Here is a 16261-nt window from a genome sequence, read left to right as displayed (position 1 = left end):
CGTTTGACCGGACCGCCAGATTGATTGAACCCATACGCTTTGGCGTTATTTTGGGTGGGTCAACAGGTGTTCCTCAAGCGACTGGAATCCATAACCGATATGGGTTCTCTGCAAAAACCCAACCGCCGCGATGTCTTTGCGCTCCACCGCCATCAACAAATCAAATGCCTCTCTGACCAGTGCATCATAGGCCTCTGATCCAATCAGTTGTTCCATTCGGTGCCAGACACTGGTCGCTTGGAAATATGCCTGATTCCAGAAGTCCCGCAGAGACATGTTGCCGATCAAGGAAGTAATCAAAGCTTGCAGCCGCTGGTTTAGTTTCACGTAGTCCTGAGAATCCATGCTTTCCCTCAGTGTCGGAGCGCTTTGATGGACCGAGCAGATTTCTTCCTGATGATGTGTTTCTATTGCGGCAGGTGACAGCTCTCCGATCAGTCTGGCCAGCTCCATCCGCATTTCATAGAGGTGCCGTATGCGTTCATCGGAAGGCTCGATGACGATCGTCCCGACACCATTGCGCGTTTCAACCAACCCCAGATGTCCAATACGCTGGATCGCATCCTGAAGCGGCGTTCTGCTAACGTCGAATTCGTTGGCCAACGCGGTTTCTTTCAACCGATACGCGGGTCGATAATACGCAAAGCAGATACGTTCCAGGATTTGCTCCTGAATGTGATCTACCGTGCCTTTGGTTGGAGCATCGATTTGTTGTTCAACGATGGTCAACTCATCAAGCCTTCCTTGTTTGCTGATTTTGATTTTGACCGCTGATCAGATTTCTTTCAACAACATCCATGACGGAATACTGGGACGACGCACTGAACCTTTCGGGTCAGAGATCTGACAAGCCATCATTCAGTTGCTCAAGGATGCCCTGGGATTCCATATGTTTGCGAAGCCGCTGATTGTAGCCACCAGGCGTATCCAGCGATTGAAGAAGGTGCCGACAATCCGGTGCTGATGTCAGGCTGGATCCGACCAAGGCGCGTAGGAAGGCTTCGCCTCGCTCTGCGTCCTGCACCTGCTGTCCAAGCCAGTCGCCGGCACCCCGAACCATCAGCACCGTTGGTGACAATACAGCCTGAGCAGCCAGATAGGCAGACAGTTCAGCCGCAGAATTCAGATGGAAAACAGGGTTTCGCGCGCCAAAAAGGTCGGTCACGATGGACGCATCTCCCAGAACCAGTATCGGAGATTCACCGACAGCGATTCCCGGAAAAGGTATCATATTCGCTACTGCGCTGGCAGGGGCGACCATATCCTCCAGCTCACTCAGGGACGGGCCTGACATGAGCGAGACGACCTTCTGGTCTTGGCGGAACTTTAGCTTTTCAAGGGCAGAAGCTGCTTGTTCCGCTATCAAGCCCAAAAACACAACGTCGCTTGCGTCAACAACCTCCTGATTGTCCGCGACGGTTACGTTTGAAAACTTGCGGGCCAGCGCCGCTGATTTTGTATCGCTCCGGCGCGACACGGTGATTGGGTGGCCGTCCACTGCCATGCCTTCGACAACGGCTGCCGCAATGGTTCCCGTACCGATTATTCCAATTCGCATCGTACTATCACCTTCATTGCGGGCTCTTTGATTTTTTGGCCCGGCGCCCCGATGGTTTCTGTTCTTCCGTGGTTTCAAACAGATGTCTGCGGATCATACGATAACCGTATCCAATATGAATGCGCTGCACATGTCCTACCGCTGATATGTCATCCTGTTCCCGTGCAACAAGCAGGTCGTTGGTTTCGATCACCAGCGCGTCATGAACTTCTTGCCCTACGAACTCCTGCGAGTCGCGGTTTTCGCAAAGCTCAATTGCTCTTTGAGAGATCCAACGCGCCTTGTCACGATGTTCCTGAGTGATACGGGTTGGGGATAGCCCGCCGATGTATGATGCCAGCGTCATACGAACCTCATAGAGGTGCCGTAAACAGTGATCGGTTTCCCGTCTCTGATCCTAGATCTCCAAACCCATTGGATTAACTCAGTGAGCGCATAGTCGTCCTGACTCACTGATCCTTTGCCGAGAAATCTTAGGATGTTGGGATTTAAGAACTGATTATAGAGATAGATCAGGTGCGTTGCGTTCTTATAATCGTTCGTGCCTCTTGTCGTATTGGGGAGCCAATGAACACGCCCGCTTCTGCCCTGAAGCCGAGAGCCTTTGGCGTATGGGCCGGGACGGTACTTTCCCTTTTCTACCCCATCAGAACCAACTGTCGGGCTTTTTCCTCCGGCGAACCACTTTATCTTTGGACAAGTTAGTAAGATATTTTTAAGAGGAACTTCCCTAAGGGTATTTCGTGCCAACGTATACAGCGCTTTAGGGACCAAATCATTGTAGACCATGGGTGAACCTGAGGTTTTGTCTGTTTGGTCTGTGTGACTGAATGAAAGCGGATCAAGAGACGTAATTCCTTTAACGGTAATAAGGCCTCTGACTTCTCGGACGAACACGCTTTCGGCTGCCCTTTACCTCTGAGGAACAGTCCTCTGGGTAGTCCAACACGGTTTTGAGGTTTCGATTCTCGTACATTCATCCCCAAATAGTCTCCAAGTTCTCGTTACAAGACCCTGAGTAAACCATTGAAAATGAAGGAAATGGTGGGTGATGAGAGACTCGAACTCCCGACATCTTCGGTGTAAACGAAGCGCTCTACCAACTGAGCTAATCACCCGTGACGCTGCGTTTAGCCAAGCCTGCGAGCGGGCGCAAGAGGGTCTGAGGGATTTTCTTGAATTCCATTGCGTGTAACCAATCTGCGTTGCACCGATTGGCGCGCAACCTGAGTGTGGTACAGTCCAGTGGTGTTCCAAATTAGCGCACGTCATCTTTGATGCGGCGTGATTCTGATCACTGCAGTGATCTTTTTGGACTTTCTGCAACGCAGCGGCAACGATCCCGGTAAATTCTCAAAGGCGCTTGCGTGAGGGCTATGCCCTCCGATATTCCCGAAGGGACTGCAACGTTCCGGTCGGGAGTGTACATGACCCAAACCTTCACCCGCCGTTCCTGGATGGTGGCACTGGTCTTAGGTGCATTGGCGTTGGCACCGGTCCGGGCCGGGGCCGAGGGTGTTTTGGTTTTTGCAGCGGCGAGCCTGAAAACAGCTTTGGATGAGATTGCTGAAGGCTATGAGAAGGAAACAGGGCACAGCGTTACGGTTTCTTATGCGGCATCGTCGGTTCTGGCACGACAAATTCAGCAGGGCGCGCCTGCGGACGTGTTCATCTCGGCAAACCCCGATTGGATGGACGTTTTGGAACAGGAAGGTCTGATCCGGGCGAATTCGCGGGTGGATTTGCTGGGCAACGCTCTGGTTCTTATTGGTGCTCTTGGCCGAACGAGTTGGGGTGAGATCCAACCGGATCATGATCTCGAGGCCGAATTGGATGGCGGCTTTCTGGCCATGGCCCTAGTTGATGCGGTGCCCGCAGGTATATATGGCAAAGCCGCGCTGCAAAGCCTGAACCAGTGGAATGAATTGCAAGATCACGTTGCACAGACTGATAATGTACGCGCAGCTCTGGCATTGGTGGCGGCAGGGGCTGCGCCATTGGGTATCGTGTATCGTTCGGATGCTGAGGTTGAAAAGCGGGTCAGTGTTGTGGCGACAATTCCCGCCGACCTGCATCCTGCGATCATTTATCCTGCTGCCATCACGACACATGCAAAGGATAGCGCGCAAGCATTTCTGGACCATTTGCGTGGCGATGCGGCCTTATCCGTTTTTCAGGGGCAGGGGTTTTCTCTGCCGGGCGGGTGATGCTCGTGGACTGGTTGGGCCCTGCCGAAATTGAAGCATTAAAGTTGTCTCTGCGTGTGTCGTTCTGGGCGACGCTGGCGACATTGCCGTTTGGGATATTCGTAGCCTATGCGCTGGCACGCTGGCGGTTTCCCGGGCGGCAAGTGTTGAATGGTCTGGTGCATTTGCCCCTGATCCTTCCGCCTGTTGTGACGGGTTATTTGTTGTTGCTGACGTTTGGAATTCACGGGCCGTTGGGACGCGTTCTTGCCGAGTTCGGGGTCGTCGTCGCATTTCGCTGGACGGGGGCCGCCCTGGCCGCCGGGATCATGGCGTTTCCCTTGATGGTGCGGGCCATACGTTTGTCGATCGAGGCTGTGGATCCAAAACTGGAACAGGCCGGGGCCACGCTGGGGGCGTCGCACCCGATGGTGTTTCTGACCGTGACCTTGCCGATGATCCTGCCGGGCGTCATTGCCGGTGCCATTCTGGCCTTTGCCAAAGCTATGGGCGAGTTCGGGGCAACCATCACCTTTGTGTCCAACATTCCGGGCCAGACCCAAACGCTTCCGTCCGCGGTCTACGCATTTCTGCAGGTACCGGGCGGTGAGGCGGCTGCAACGCGGCTGGTACTCATCTCAATCGTTATCGCGATGAGCGCGCTTCTTTTGTCGGAATACGTAGGGCGGCGCGCCGCCGCGCGGGTGGCCGGGTCATGAGCCTTTCTGTTCGGGTGCAACATCATCTGTCGGATCTGGATCTGGATGTCAGCTTTGAAGCGCCGCCTGGTGTGACTGTTCTATTCGGGCGGTCCGGGTCGGGCAAGACGACTATTGTCAACGCTGTGGCCGGACTGCTGCGGCCCGCGGCGGGTCGCGTGGCGGTCGAGGATTGGGTCCTGTTCGATACGGATCGTGGGCAGTGGCTTTCGCCGCACCGGCGACGGTTGGGGTATATCTTTCAGGAAGGGCGGTTATTTCCTCATCTGACCGTGCGCCAAAATCTGGCTTATGGTCGCTGGTTCGCCCCGAAAGGGGTGCGGCGGGAAGAACCTGACAAGGTCATTGATATGCTGGGTATTGGCCGACTTCTGGATCGCCGTCCAGCCGGGCTGTCAGGGGGCGAGAAACAACGCGTGGCCATCGGGCGGGCGTTGCTGGCAAGTCCGCGTCTGATCCTTGCGGATGAACCTCTGGCGGCGCTGGACGAAGCGAGAAAAGCAGAAATCCTGCCGTATTTTGAACGTCTAAGGGACGAAGTGTCGGTCCCTATTCTCTATGTGACCCATTCGGCGGCCGAGGTTGCGCGTCTGGCAACCTCGGTGGTTGCCCTGCAGGACGGCAAAGCCGTGCGTCATGGGCCTGCGTCTGAGGTTCTGGCCGATCCCGCGGTGGCGCCTGCCGGCGTTCGCGCGGTTGGGGCCGTTTTGGAAGTTCAGGTGGCGCAGCACCACGCAGACGGATTGACCGAGCTGGATGCAAATGGCGCGCGACTGTTCTTACCGCGCATCGCGCATGAAGTCGGGGCGCGTTTGCGTATCCGCATCCCGGCGCAAGAGGTGATCCTGTCCAACCAAAAACCCGAGGGATTGTCTGCATTGAACGTGCTCAGTGGTACGGTGGATTCGATCCGGTCGGGCGATGGGCCCGGTGCGATCGTGTCCGTTAAGACCCCGGCGGGTAATGTTCTTGCGCGCGTCACACGCCGGTCGGTTGCGGCGCTGAACTTGCAGGCGGGCAGCCCATGTCACGCGGTGATCAAGACGGTTGCCTTGGCGCCGCAGGATGTCGGGGGGCGCATCGCGACCGGATTGTAATCTCAGGCAAGGGCGCGAGCTTCGTGTTCGCGCAAAATCAAGCGTGCCGCGCGCCCGAACCCGGTGTGAGCAGAGGTTGGCCGATCCGGAAAGATCGCCGCCAGTTCGCTCAGGGCGTCGGAGGACAGTGTATAAAGCGCCTCTTCCCCAAGAAACAGGCTTTCGGCCTGCGCCCCGTCAGCATTCAGAATCTCATGCTGATCCAAAAGGATGTGCAGATATTCGACCGTCTCTATCGAGGTGTCGATGTGTATCCCCGGCCAACTGCACAGATGCTTGGCTGCCACCAGCGCCTCGGCGGCACCGAACAGCAGTTCCACTTTCGGGCCCTTCACCAGAATGCGGTGCTGTTGCGAAACCAGAAGATCCCGGCAGGGTGTGTTCGGTCCCAGACTTCCTGCTGAGATGCAGACCGGCTGCAACGCGGGCTCATCACGCAATCGCTCGGGCGGAATTACACTGCTTTCGATCCAGCGAATAGGTTGCAGCCCGTGATCCGCGGTTGCCACTTTGTGACTTACGTCCAGCGTTTCTATGACCCTCGGGCCGTCTTCGGTCTCGATCAATGTCCCGGCTGCAAAACAGACGCCTTCGATCCTGATAGTGACTGCAACCGGGTCCGGATTGTTGGAAAACGGCAGGGTAAACGGCCCCACCTGCGTTGTGCCCGTGACGCTGATAAAGAAGGTATCGAAAACGATCTCGCCGTTGTCCAGGCTGTCAAAAAAGGTCGGGTCGACCGTATAGGTCCACTCGCCGGTGTTTGGATCAATCGAGGCGGTGCCGTTGGCGGGGGGCGTTGCGATCGTCCAGGTCTGGGTCGTTGGCGTGAACGTGCCATTGTCCAGCGTCGGCTGACCCATCGCCACATTGGGCGGGGACCCGGTCACGTCTCCGGTCAATTCGCCTGTGATTGTAACCGAAACCACTTATCCTTCGCCCTGTTGCAGCACCTGTTCAAACTCTCTTTTTCGATACAGGCGCATATGGACTTCGCCCGCCTGATCCCGCGTCCATTCCACGATCCGATTGCGTGTCATGTCGCTGTCCATTCGGTTGGTACGAACACGCGGATGCGGTATTTCCTTTTTGAGGATATCAACAATCTGGTTCGTTTGTCCAAATGGGGCCACAAGATCGACGATCCAGAAGGAAGGCCCACTGGTGAAATCCGTGTCCTTCAGTGGTTTTTCCTGCACCGCATAGCGGTATTCGGCCTCAGGGCTGAGCCCGGCAAAGGTGACAAAGCCACGGGGAAACCCGTCTTGCCGGAAGATATGGTACTGGCCGAGACGGAACGGCGTCTCGAACGCGTAAAGAACCTGTGCCAGGTTGCGTTTCTGATGGGTCTTCGTCAACCCGGCCAGGTAGAACATCGCGCCCAGATCGGCATATTTCTCGGGCGGAAAATCGAACCAGTCTTTGGGGAAGCTCTTGCTCAAAGGATCGCCAATATCTGATGTGAACCAAAACCTTAGAATTAGTGTACCCATTTCCTGCCATATGGGTAGAAGAAATTCCCAGCGCCGTCAGAGCGTCAGCGTTACCGGTCTGTTCCACTTTACTCAGGGGCTGTCCCGGCTATGCTTAAATCTGCGACCCCTCAATTCGGGAAGATTGGATCATGCGTTTTATTAGGGCTTTTGCCGCCGCGGCACTGGTATTGATGCCTTCCCTGACCGAAGCGGTTGGGTTTGGCCTGAACATTCGGCCGCAATTTCGCACAGAGATTACGTCGCTGCCGGATGGGGTTTATGAGGTCAAGGCCATAGGCTCGTCAGCGCCCGTGAACTACTGGTGCGGTATCGGGGATTATGCGATCCGAACTTTGGGCGTGCCGAACAATCAGCGGATCTATATTTTTCGTGCTTACGAACCCGGCGTCCGAACAGTTCAGTTTTCTCTGACACCACCACCCGGCGCAGATACCAAACCGGGGTATTCAATCACCGTTCGGAAGGTCGGTGCCAACATGTCCGCGTCGTCGGCACAGAACTACTGCTACGACAACTTCATCATGGACACATTCTGAACGTCAGACCCATTTCGCCATCGGCGGCAGGCTCATCAGAACCGCATCCGGGTCGTGCCCGGTTTCCAGTCCGAATTTAGTACCCCGGTCGTAGACCAGGTTGTATTCGGCATAGAGGCCGCGATGCACGAGTTGGGTGTTTTTGTCCGCATCCAAAAAGCCCTGCACGCGCCGTTTTTCGACCAATGGCAGGAAGGCAGGCAGGAAAGCCCGACCAATATCCTGCGTCAGGACGAAATCAGCCTGCCAGTCGCCGGTGCAGTAGTCATCCATGAAAATTCCCCCCACACCCCGGGCACGCTTACGGTGAGGAATATAGAAATACTCGTCTGCCCAGTCTTTTAAGCGCGGGTAATGCGCAACGCCATGTGGGTCCAGATGGGCTTTTTGAGTGGCGTGAAAATGGCGTGTGTCTTCGTCATACTCGATGCAAGGGTTCAGGTCCGATCCGCCACCAAACCACCAGGCGTGTGGGGTCCAGAACATGCGCGTGTTCATGTGCACCGCAGGGACATGAGGGTTCTGCATATGCGCCACCAGGCTGATCCCCGAGGCCCAGAACCGGGGATCCTCGGTCATGCCAGGGATACCTTTGCGTGCCGCCATCGCCTGCTGCGCGCGTTCGCCCAACGTGCCATAGACGGTCGAGACGTTGACGCCAACTTTCTCGAACACACGCCCGCCACGCATCACGGACATCAGCCCGCCACCTGCGTCCGATCCGTCCTCGGATTGGCGTTTGGTCTCTTTGACTTCGAACCGACCGGGTTTTGCGTCGGAAAATGGGCCAGTGTCGTGGCTGTCTTCGAGGGCTTCAAACGCAGAAACAATGTCGTCGCGCAATTGGCGAAACCAGGCGGAAGCAGTGGATTTTTCTGTATCGAACATGTGTCTTAGTGGGCCGGGGCGGCGACGGGGTCAAGTAGGGTGCGACCGCCATCGATTGTCAGGATCTGGCCGGTTATGAAGCCGGCCGCATCGGATGCCAGAAACTGCGCGGTTTCGGTCAGCTCCGTAGCCGAAGCGATACGGGCCAGCGGCGTGTGCTTTTCGATATCGTCGCGGAAATCCCGGTTTTCCTTGAGGGTCGATTGCAGGGACGCGCTCATCACTGAACCAAGCGCGATGGAGTTGACCCGAATACGGTTCGGCGCAAGCGCAACCGCAAGAGACCGTGTCATCTGATCCAACGCCGCAGTTGAGACCGAATAGGCCATCAGGTCGGGATGTGTTCGGCGAGCCGCAATAGAAGACAGGTTGATAATCGACCCCGCAGGGTTTTCCTCGTCCCCATCGGCCTGTTTGATCATGCGTTTTGCAACCAGCTGGCTTAACCGCAGGGCGGGCATCAGATTCTGGTTCAGCAGAGTGCGGACCGAGTCATCTTCGGGATCCAGCGGATCAGATGGGATCACCTGCCGCGCGCCATTGATCAGGATGTCCACCTGATCAAACGCATCCAGTGTGGCCGATAGTAGGTTCGCTATGGTCAGCTTTTCCCGCAGATCGCCAGCAAAATAGCGGATATTTCCGTCTTCGGCCTGTTCGCCCAATTCATCGACCAGGCGCTTTTCGTCCATGTCGGCGAACATTACATTTGCACCTGCATCCGCGAATTGGCGTCCGATAGCCAGCCCGATGCCATTGGCTCCGCCCGTTACAATTGCTGTCTTGCCAGCGATGGAAAAGGACATCCGAATCCTCCTGAATTGGGGGCAGGTTAACGAGCCTTAGCGCCGAGGGCGAGAGGCCTGAAAAACCTTGAACCGGTTGTCTCCGGCAATTTCAGTGACCTGAGCGAAGTGTTCGTTCAGCGTTGTTTCATAGGGAAGATGGCGATTGGCCACCATCCACAGGGTTCCGTTGCGGGTCAGATTGCGCGCGGCTGCGATGATGAATCCCTGACCAAGCGCCGGGTCCGCGCTGCGCGAGGTGTGAAACGGGGGATTCATCACCACCGTGTCGATAGGTTCCGGTGCGGCCCAGGTGACGACATCCGACCAGTAAAACTTTGCTTTCGGGTCCTCGACGTTCATGAGCGCGCAGGTCAGAGCGGCGTGATCTGCCTCGACCAGATGCAGTGATTTAACGCCATCGCGCTTCAGGATGTCTGCTGACAAATATCCCCAACCCGCACCAAGATCCGCTATCCGAGCTCCCGGTTTGGCGGGCAATGCTTTTGACAACATGGCCGAGGCCGGATCGACCCCATCTGCCGAAAACACCCCCGGCGCCGTATAATAACCACCGACCTTCTGTGCGGTGGGAGCGGCCCAATCTGCAAAAGCAGAGGCGTCGGCCTGAAACCAGAAAATTTTGCCGTGCGCTTTAGACAGGGGGCCTTCGACGTCAGCCCGCTTGCGCACATCTTTCAATATGCTGTCCACCCCATTGGTCTTTGCGCCATCAATCACGACAACCCCTGCGGCCCGCGAACAAGCCCGCTGGATCATTGCGCGCGCCAGCGCCTTGGCACGTGGCAAAAACACGATTGCGTCCTGACACGGGTCTTCCGCTTCGGGCACCGAGTTAAAGCCTTGCGCGGCAAAATGGTCGTGAAAGGGTTTGAACGGTTGTACCACCTGCGCGTCAGAGGGAAGCGCCGAAAGATCATGCTCTGGCACCGGGCAGATCACTGTCACAGGCTGCGACAGCGACAGGCCGTTTTGCAATGCAAGTTCCAAGCGAGGGGACATGGGCAGTTCCGTCAGAGAAAAGAGAGGGTGCGTCAGGCGAGATGCCTTATTCTTCACGTTCCATGGTGCATTGCAGCGGGTGTTGGTGCCTGCGGGCAAAATCCATCACTTGGCCAACTTTGGTCTCGGCAATCTCGTGGCTGAAGACGCCGACAACGGCCACGCCTTTTTTGTGAACCGTCAGCATGATTTCGAACGCCTGCGCGTGGGTCATTCCGAAGAACCGTTCCAGCACATGCACGACAAACTCCATCGGCGTGTAATCGTCGTTCAGCAACAGCACCTTATACAAGGGCGGACGTTTGGTTTTTGGGCGCGTCTGCAGCAGGATAGACGCGTCACTGTCGTCGTCCGGGGTGTCAGACATCATCCAGGTCTTGTCCAGCATCGTGTGCAACTGTCCGATTCAGGCTTGGGGTTTATCTTGGCGCTTATATAACGTGGGCATGGCCGGTGAAAAGAGCAAGCGGACTTAAATTGGATGACGGAAGAACTGACAACAATCGGGTTTGATGCGGATGACACCCTTTGGCAAAATGAACGGTTTTTTCAGCTGACACAGGCCCATTTCGCCGAATTGCTGGCCGATCACGCCAACCGCGATCATCTGATGGAGCGTCTTTTGGCCGCCGAAAAACGCAACATCAGGCATTATGGCTATGGGATAAAAGGGTTCGTTCTGTCGATGATCGAAACCGCCATCGAGGTCACGGAAGACCGTGTTCCGGCCTCGGTCATTCGGCAATTGATCGAAGCCGGGCAAGAGATGCTGGCACATCCGATTGAATTGTTGCCCCATGCGCGCGATGCGATTGAAAATGTGACCGGTATGTACCGAGTCATTCTCATTACCAAGGGTGACTTGATCGATCAAGAGCGTAAACTGGCACAGTCCGGGCTGGGCGATTTGTTCGACGGGGTCGAGATTGTCTCGGAAAAGACTTCGGATACATATCGGGCGATCTTTGAATCCCATGGGGATGGTCCGGCTGCTGCAATGATGGTTGGCAATTCCATGCGCTCGGATGTGGTGGCCCCGATTCAGGCCGGATGCTGGGGCGTTTACGTGCCCCACGGTCTGGTGTGGGAAGTCGAGCACGCCGAAGCCCCGGTTGAAAGCCCCCGATTCCGCGAGCTGCGCGATTTGGGGGATCTGGCCGATCTGGTACACAGTCTGAAGTGATGTTGCTTTATGGTCGCAGTTTCAAAAAAACCCTGTTGCGCAACGGCAAAGCGCTGCCACAATCGCGCATCTGGTGGGTCAGGGCCGGAGTTTTATCAACATGTAGCCCAATGTGGCGCACATGACGAAATTGCAAAAAGCGCAGCTTTCAGTTTATTTCACCCCCCCCCTGTGTTAGCCTTGGTGGTAATAAAATAAAACTTGCCGACCGGGAAAACCCGGCGGCGCGAGGCAGACAGAGGCAAAGATCGTGCAGATTCGGCGGACAGTTCCGGCCCGAACGGGCTTATTCCTTATAGCGATGCTATGTGTGCTGGCGTTTGCGCCGCTCAAATCCATAGCGGCACCTTACGCGGCAATGGTGATTGACGCCCGTACCGGAGAGGTTCTGCATTCGCGCAATGCAGACACGCGGTTGCATCCAGCGTCGCTGACCAAGATGATGACGCTTTATATCGCGTTCGAGGCGGTGCGAAACGGTGAGATTACGCTTGATACGCCTGTACGGATTACTAAGAAAGCTTCGGCCGAGCCGCCGTCCAAGCTGGGTCTGCGGACGGGACAGACGATTGCCTTCCGTTACCTGATCCGCGCGGCTGCTGTAAAATCAGCCAATGACGCAGCGACCGCCATCGGTATCGCCATCAGCGGGTCCGAAGCGGCCTTTGCCCGCCGCATGACTCGCACCGCCAAAGCGATGGGGATGAGCCGTACCACCTTTAAGAACGCGCATGGCCTGACCGAATCAGGGCATTTGTCCACGGCGCGCGATATGACCACGCTGGGACGGCATCTGCTGTATGACTATCCGCAGTATTATAACCTGTTCTCGCGTCAATCGACACATGCCGGGATCAAGACCGTGCCGAACACCAACCGTCGCCTTCTGGCTGCGTACAAAGGGGCGGACGGCATCAAAACCGGATACACCCGTGCAGCGGGCTTCAATCTGGTGGCGTCGGCCAAGCGTAAGAATGAACGGATCATCGCAACCGTCTTTGGCGGAAAATCTGGCGCGTCGCGCAATGCCAAAGTGGCCGAGCTTTTGGATCTGGGTTTCCGTCGCGCCCCATCGCGTGCACCTATTCGCAAACCGGCACGCCCGGCTTATGCGGGCAATGTTGGGCTGGGCACGCAGGTCGCGCGCCTGAGCGGGCCTCCAAAGACCAGCCTGCGTCCCGTCGTGCGCCCAAGCGCATCGACACAGGTTGCACGTGCAGTGGCGGCTACTGCGGATCAGAACAGCGCCCGGATCACCAATGGCATCGCGGCGGCCATCGCCCAGGCAGACGTCGCGCCGACCGCCTCGTCCAAGCAGGAACCGGGCACCCGTCCAGCACAACGCCCCGCTGATCTGGTTCTGGCGTCGACCGAAACGGTAAAGCAACCCGAGCCCGAGCAGGAGGTTGTCACCCGACTGTCTTCGTCCGGCGGGCATCTGTGGGGCGTCAATGTGGGGCGCTACACCACGCGGTATGAGGCCGAGAAGGTTCTGCTGAAAACCGCGTTGTCGGAAATGACTACGCTGGAGGGCACGTTGCGCAAGGTGAACCAAAGCTCGCGCGGGTTTGACGCAACTTTTCAGGGGATGACCCGGGAACAGGCCGATTTGGCGTGTCGCCGGTTGCAGGCCCGCAATGTGACCTGTTTCATGATCGGACCATCATAAGGTTCGGCAAATACTCTCCCGTTGGATCTGGGCTGTGGTTCTCCGCAGCCCTTTTTTCATGACAGGGCGCGGCCACCATGGACGAGACTACCGGGTGAACTTCGTCACATCGACCCCACCACCGATCAGGCTTTCCCGAACCGAGCGGGCGATCTGAACCGCCGTGGGCCCGTCCCCATGCAGGCAAATCGTGTCGATAGATGTCTCCAATCTCTTGCCGCTTTCAGTGATGATTGCGCCTTCGCGAACCATGTTCAGAATGCGCGGTGCCGCCACATCAGCGTCGTGAATCACGGCATCAGGCAGGCTGCGGTCCACCAAGGTGCCGTCGTCATTATAAGCGCGGTCGGCAAAAATCTCGCCCACCCATTTGCATCCGAGCTCGCGTACGGCATCTTCCTGCTTTGTCACCGCAAGGACCATGACAATAATGTCTGGGTCGACATCCAAAGCGCCCTGATAGCAGGCCCGCGCCATATCAATATCGACTGAGCACATATTGGCCAGCGCCCCGTGCAGCTTGAGGTGTCGCACTTTGGTGCCAATCGCCTTGGCCATGCCCTGTGCGGCACCCAGTTGATACCGGACCAGATTGCGCAGAGCATCATGGGGCAATTTCATGTTCCGGCGGCCAAAGCCCTGCAGATCGGGAAGACCGGGATGCGCGCCAATACCAACATTGTTCTCGGCAGCCAGTTGCATCGTCGCTGCCATCACATCCGGGTCGCCTGCATGAAAACCACAGGCTATGTTAGCAGAGGTGATGATCTTCAGCAGACTTTCGTCATCGCCCATCTTCCAGGGGCCAAAGCTTTCCCCCATATCGGCATTCAGATCGACGCTGGGCATCGGCATATCTCCTTAGTCGGTGGCAGAGATCACTCCGCCAATCAATTGGTAGGACAACAGGTCCGGAATGTCGTGCGGGTCGCGGACCAGAGGTTCGACCCTTGAGGGCAGGCGCGCAAGATCTGACAGGAAACCTGTGTGCAACGCACTGGCTTCATCCATGCTGACAAATTTGAAGCGGATGGAACCGCCCGCAGGTGTCTGAGCTGCGCGCGGCATATCGCAGGGCAATACGGTTGCGATACGAGGATAGCCCCCTGTGGTCTGGCACTCCGGCAGCAGGATGAAGGGGTCTCCTGTGCCAGTCATCTGAATATCGCCGGGGGTGATCACTTCGGACAATATGTTCAATTGGCCCGACGCAGCAAACCCGCCGCCGTCACTGTCCACCTGCATCCCCATCCGGTTGGCGCGCGTGCCGCGTCTGAAGGCGGTCGCGGCAAACCGATCCAGCGTCGCCTGATCGAACAACGTGGTCTGAAAGCTGGCCACCACGCGCAACTCTCCGCCCGCAAACCGATCAGCCGGCATAAGTTTCAGCCCGGTCTTACCTGTATGAAGTCCGCAGGTCAGCGTGTCGCCTTGTTGTACTGCACGACCGATCCGTGCCGTCAGATGTGCCGAGCGCGATCCCAGAAAAACCTTGGCCTCAATGCCGCCCCCCAGATGAAGATAGCCGTAGTTGCCTTGCACGGCTGCTCCGATGACCAGCCTTTGCCCGGCGGCCAGTTGGTGCGAAGCATTCCACGACACTGGGCCACCATCGATGCTGGCCTGCATCCGCGCACCGGTTAAGGCGATGTGCATGTTTTGCGTGGCTTCGAATTCGCCCCCCATTCCGGCCATTTCCAGCGCCGCGAGGTCCGGGCTTTGCCCCAGTAATGCAGCCCCTTCATGCAAGGCCAATATGTCGGCAGCGCCGGAGCGGGACAAACCCTGATCCAGATACCCAACGCGGCCCTGATCCTGGATTGTGCATGAGGGGCCGATCCGATGGACGATCAGGCTCATGGCGCAATCTCCTCACAGGTGGCACCGCCGGTATTGTCTGTATTGTTGGCGCGGATATGCTGCAACTCTTCCCGAGATACAGGTGTGAACACCAATTCGTCTCCGGGCCGAAGCGGGAACGTGTCGGCCCTCTCCGGGCGAAAGCATCGAAATGCGGTTTGCCCGACATGCCGCCATCCGGTTGGTGTCGGCCCGGAAAACAGGACGAATTGCGAGATGGCCAAAACCAACGCGCCCTCTGGCACCATCGGGGTCAGACTTGGCAGTCGGGGAATGTTGAACTCGGGGCCCAATGGCCCAAGGTAGGGCTGTCCGGGCGCAAACCCGATAGTCAGAACCCGCACCCGCGACTGGCCAAGGCGTCGTATTGCCTCTTCCGGCGTCAATCCGGCGGCGGCCGCTGCATCGTCCAGTTGTGGCGCCAGATCGGTTCCGTATACCGTTGGTACACGCCACAGCTTGCGGCCTGAGGGAAGAGGTGTGTTGTACCAGTCCTTTTGGCCTATGAGATGCTGAAGCTTTTCCAGCATCTGCTGATGAGAGACGCGCTGCGTGTCGAACCGCACCAAGGTGGACCCCAAAGACGCCGATGACTCGGTGACCTCATCCCATTGCAGATGATCCACTTCGGATCGAAATGCCAGAGCCGCACGGTTTGCGTTCTCGGACATGCGATCCGCAAATGTTACGAGCGCTCCGTCAAAACCAACGGTTCTGACCAAAGGAAACTGAAGGTCACGGGCCATACCGATCCTGCGTGTGTGCCGACAACAAAGTACTGGAACCAGACCTTATCCGAATAGGATGTGCAAGACGGGTCTTGGAGGGGTGACGGCGAACGAATGAGATTTACGTGAGGCATAAGGATCCGAGTTGGCCTGGCTGATTTTGGACTCCCATGAGTTGATAGAGGCCAGATTTGTCTAAAATCGCGAGTCGTTTCACAGGTTTGAGTCGCGCCCACTTGTGCCCGAACTCTGCTTGCGGTCAATATGTAGTGGTAGGCTCATTTGTACGAGCCAGTCCAAGTAGGGTGCAGTGAAAGGAATTTGCTCACCAGCTCGGTTTTTGCTATGTGTGATGTACCGTAACTTACTGAATTTAATAATGTTTTGCGAAAGCATAAAAAAACTTTTGATTTTTTGTTTTTTCTGCTTGCGGGTTTTGTGGGTAAACCTTAGAACCCCCTTCACCGGCGCTGCTGAGGCGGTGCTGACGGGTCGGAGAGACGGCCTGACGGACTGGAAAGACGGTTAGACGC

19 protein-coding genes and 1 tRNA gene are annotated in these 16261 nt (G+C 56.8%); 6 read left to right on the top strand and 14 right to left on the bottom strand.

From position 1 onward, the window contains the following. Positions 1–45: 45 nt before the first annotated feature. The 5 genes from AC2FJZ_RS16350 to AC2FJZ_RS16330 all read right to left on the bottom strand — a co-directional run bounded on the left by AC2FJZ_RS16350 (position 46) and on the right by AC2FJZ_RS16330 (position 2676). Positions 46–729 carry a GntR family transcriptional regulator gene (locus AC2FJZ_RS16350; RefSeq protein ID WP_496778944.1) on the bottom strand — a complete coding sequence of 228 codons (684 nt, stop codon included), beginning with the start codon at positions 727–729 and terminating at the stop codon, positions 46–48. Between the two features lie 106 nt (positions 730–835). After that, on the bottom strand, positions 836–1558 hold the full coding sequence (locus tag AC2FJZ_RS16345) for an NAD(P)-binding domain-containing protein (protein ID WP_496778942.1): 723 nt from the start codon (positions 1556–1558) through the stop codon (positions 836–838). Positions 1559–1571: 13 nt separating this feature from the next. Then, positions 1572–1904 (bottom strand): hypothetical protein, encoded by a 333-nt coding sequence (locus AC2FJZ_RS16340; RefSeq protein ID WP_496778940.1) that lies wholly within the window; start codon positions 1902–1904, stop codon positions 1572–1574. Continuing rightward, positions 1901–2347, bottom strand: coding sequence for a YonV C-terminus-related protein (locus AC2FJZ_RS16335; RefSeq protein ID WP_496778938.1), 447 nt, complete (start codon positions 2345–2347; stop codon positions 1901–1903). The genes AC2FJZ_RS16340 and AC2FJZ_RS16335 overlap by 4 nt, the downstream gene beginning before the upstream one ends. Positions 2348–2600: 253 nt before the next feature. Next, positions 2601–2676, bottom strand: a tRNA-Val gene (locus tag AC2FJZ_RS16330). Positions 2677–2985: 309 nt separating this feature from the next. Here AC2FJZ_RS16330 and modA point away from each other — a divergent pair. From modA to modC, 3 genes are read left to right on the top strand one after another with little or no spacing between them, the layout of a single operon-like run. Continuing rightward, positions 2986–3765 (top strand): molybdate ABC transporter substrate-binding protein, encoded by a 780-nt coding sequence (gene modA / locus AC2FJZ_RS16325; RefSeq protein ID WP_496778936.1) that lies wholly within the window; start codon positions 2986–2988, stop codon positions 3763–3765. Positions 3766–3770: 5 nt separating this feature from the next. Then, the gene (modB, locus tag AC2FJZ_RS16320) at positions 3771–4463 is read left to right on the top strand and encodes a molybdate ABC transporter permease subunit (protein ID WP_050604252.1); all 693 of its coding nucleotides are present in this window, start codon (positions 3771–3773) and stop codon (positions 4461–4463) included. Continuing rightward, positions 4460–5560 carry a molybdenum ABC transporter ATP-binding protein gene (gene modC, locus AC2FJZ_RS16315; protein ID WP_496778934.1) on the top strand — a complete coding sequence of 367 codons (1101 nt, stop codon included), beginning with the start codon at positions 4460–4462 and terminating at the stop codon, positions 5558–5560. The genes modB and modC overlap by 4 nt, the downstream gene beginning before the upstream one ends. A 2-nt stretch (positions 5561–5562) precedes the next feature. Here modC and AC2FJZ_RS16310 read toward each other — a convergent pair whose 3' ends face one another. Together AC2FJZ_RS16310 and AC2FJZ_RS16305 are read right to left on the bottom strand one after the other, a co-directional pair. Continuing rightward, on the bottom strand, positions 5563–6489 hold the full coding sequence (locus AC2FJZ_RS16310; protein WP_496778932.1) for a Hint domain-containing protein: 927 nt from the start codon (positions 6487–6489) through the stop codon (positions 5563–5565). Next, positions 6490–7053, bottom strand: a complete 564-nt coding sequence (locus AC2FJZ_RS16305) for a toxin-activating lysine-acyltransferase (RefSeq protein WP_496778930.1) — start codon at positions 7051–7053, stop codon at positions 6490–6492. A 131-nt stretch (positions 7054–7184) separates the two neighbouring features. Here AC2FJZ_RS16305 and AC2FJZ_RS16300 point away from each other — a divergent pair, with 131 nt between their 5' ends. Next, positions 7185–7592, top strand: a complete 408-nt coding sequence (locus AC2FJZ_RS16300) for a hypothetical protein (RefSeq protein ID WP_496668853.1) — start codon at positions 7185–7187, stop codon at positions 7590–7592. 3 nt (positions 7593–7595) lie between these two features. On the opposite strand, the gene hemF is transcribed toward AC2FJZ_RS16300, so the two are convergent. Genes hemF through clpS form a run of 4 tightly spaced genes read right to left on the bottom strand, consistent with a single transcriptional unit; the run spans position 7596 to position 10676 of the window. Further along, the gene (gene hemF / locus AC2FJZ_RS16295) at positions 7596–8480 is read right to left on the bottom strand and encodes an oxygen-dependent coproporphyrinogen oxidase (RefSeq protein WP_496778929.1); all 885 of its coding nucleotides are present in this window, start codon (positions 8478–8480) and stop codon (positions 7596–7598) included. 5 nt (positions 8481–8485) lie between these two features. Next, positions 8486–9286: an SDR family NAD(P)-dependent oxidoreductase gene (locus AC2FJZ_RS16290; protein WP_050604214.1), complete on the bottom strand. Its 801-nt coding sequence runs from the start codon at positions 9284–9286 to the stop codon at positions 8486–8488. A 36-nt stretch (positions 9287–9322) separates the two neighbouring features. Further along, positions 9323–10288: a class I SAM-dependent methyltransferase gene (locus AC2FJZ_RS16285; protein WP_496778927.1), complete on the bottom strand. Its 966-nt coding sequence runs from the start codon at positions 10286–10288 to the stop codon at positions 9323–9325. A 46-nt stretch (positions 10289–10334) separates the two neighbouring features. After that, entirely contained in the window at positions 10335–10676 is a 342-nt protein-coding gene (clpS, locus tag AC2FJZ_RS16280) for an ATP-dependent Clp protease adapter ClpS (protein WP_050604216.1), read from the bottom strand. 93 nt (positions 10677–10769) lie between these two features. Between clpS and AC2FJZ_RS16275 the strand changes: the two genes are divergently transcribed. Further along, positions 10770–11471, top strand: coding sequence for an HAD family hydrolase (locus tag AC2FJZ_RS16275; RefSeq protein ID WP_496778925.1), 702 nt, complete (start codon positions 10770–10772; stop codon positions 11469–11471). Positions 11472–11772: 301 nt separating this feature from the next. Beyond that, a complete protein-coding gene (locus tag AC2FJZ_RS16270) occupies positions 11773–13140 on the top strand; it encodes a D-alanyl-D-alanine carboxypeptidase family protein (RefSeq protein WP_496779038.1) in 1368 nt (455 codons plus the stop codon). An 87-nt stretch (positions 13141–13227) separates the two neighbouring features. Here the strand turns inward: AC2FJZ_RS16270 and AC2FJZ_RS16265 are convergent, their stop codons facing one another. From AC2FJZ_RS16265 to AC2FJZ_RS16255, 3 genes are read right to left on the bottom strand one after another with little or no spacing between them, the layout of a single operon-like run. After that, positions 13228–13989, bottom strand: a complete 762-nt coding sequence (locus tag AC2FJZ_RS16265) for a LamB/YcsF family protein (RefSeq protein WP_496778923.1) — start codon at positions 13987–13989, stop codon at positions 13228–13230. 12 nt (positions 13990–14001) lie between these two features. Further along, positions 14002–15000 carry a 5-oxoprolinase subunit C family protein gene (locus AC2FJZ_RS16260; protein WP_496668861.1) on the bottom strand — a complete coding sequence of 333 codons (999 nt, stop codon included), beginning with the start codon at positions 14998–15000 and terminating at the stop codon, positions 14002–14004. Further along, on the bottom strand, positions 14997–15746 hold the full coding sequence (locus AC2FJZ_RS16255; protein ID WP_496778921.1) for a 5-oxoprolinase subunit B family protein: 750 nt from the start codon (positions 15744–15746) through the stop codon (positions 14997–14999). The genes AC2FJZ_RS16260 and AC2FJZ_RS16255 overlap by 4 nt, the downstream gene beginning before the upstream one ends. Positions 15747–16261 lie beyond the last annotated feature (515 nt).

The organism is Ruegeria sp. CDSA079, from assembly GCF_059612245.1.
This window is presented reverse-complemented; position numbering and strand designations above follow the sequence as displayed.

Bases quoted from the DNA above. Each gene is read 5' to 3' on its own strand.
- AC2FJZ_RS16255 (WP_496778921.1), bottom strand. From the start codon at position 15,746: ATGGCCCGTGACCTTCAGTTTCCTTTGGTCAGAACCGTTGGTTTTGAC.
- AC2FJZ_RS16300 (WP_496668853.1), top strand. From the start codon at position 7,185: ATGCGTTTTATTAGGGCTTTTGCCGCCGCGGCACTGGTATTGATGCCT.
- AC2FJZ_RS16275 (WP_496778925.1), top strand. From the start codon at position 10,770: ATGACGGAAGAACTGACAACAATCGGGTTTGATGCGGATGACACCCTT.
- AC2FJZ_RS16270 (WP_496779038.1), top strand. From the start codon at position 11,773: ATGCTATGTGTGCTGGCGTTTGCGCCGCTCAAATCCATAGCGGCACCT.
- AC2FJZ_RS16340 (WP_496778940.1), bottom strand. From the start codon at position 1,904: ATGACGCTGGCATCATACATCGGCGGGCTATCCCCAACCCGTATCACT.
- AC2FJZ_RS16260 (WP_496668861.1), bottom strand. From the start codon at position 15,000: ATGAGCCTGATCGTCCATCGGATCGGCCCCTCATGCACAATCCAGGAT.
- hemF (WP_496778929.1), bottom strand. From the start codon at position 8,480: ATGTTCGATACAGAAAAATCCACTGCTTCCGCCTGGTTTCGCCAATTG.
- AC2FJZ_RS16290 (WP_050604214.1), bottom strand. From the start codon at position 9,286: ATGTCCTTTTCCATCGCTGGCAAGACAGCAATTGTAACGGGCGGAGCC.
- AC2FJZ_RS16345 (WP_496778942.1), bottom strand. From the start codon at position 1,558: ATGCGAATTGGAATAATCGGTACGGGAACCATTGCGGCAGCCGTTGTC.
- clpS (WP_050604216.1), bottom strand. From the start codon at position 10,676: ATGCTGGACAAGACCTGGATGATGTCTGACACCCCGGACGACGACAGT.
- AC2FJZ_RS16305 (WP_496778930.1), bottom strand. From the start codon at position 7,053: ATGGGTACACTAATTCTAAGGTTTTGGTTCACATCAGATATTGGCGAT.
- modC (WP_496778934.1), top strand. From the start codon at position 4,460: ATGAGCCTTTCTGTTCGGGTGCAACATCATCTGTCGGATCTGGATCTG.
- AC2FJZ_RS16285 (WP_496778927.1), bottom strand. From the start codon at position 10,288: ATGTCCCCTCGCTTGGAACTTGCATTGCAAAACGGCCTGTCGCTGTCG.
- AC2FJZ_RS16265 (WP_496778923.1), bottom strand. From the start codon at position 13,989: ATGCCCAGCGTCGATCTGAATGCCGATATGGGGGAAAGCTTTGGCCCC.
- modA (WP_496778936.1), top strand. From the start codon at position 2,986: ATGACCCAAACCTTCACCCGCCGTTCCTGGATGGTGGCACTGGTCTTA.
- AC2FJZ_RS16335 (WP_496778938.1), bottom strand. From the start codon at position 2,347: ATGGTCTACAATGATTTGGTCCCTAAAGCGCTGTATACGTTGGCACGA.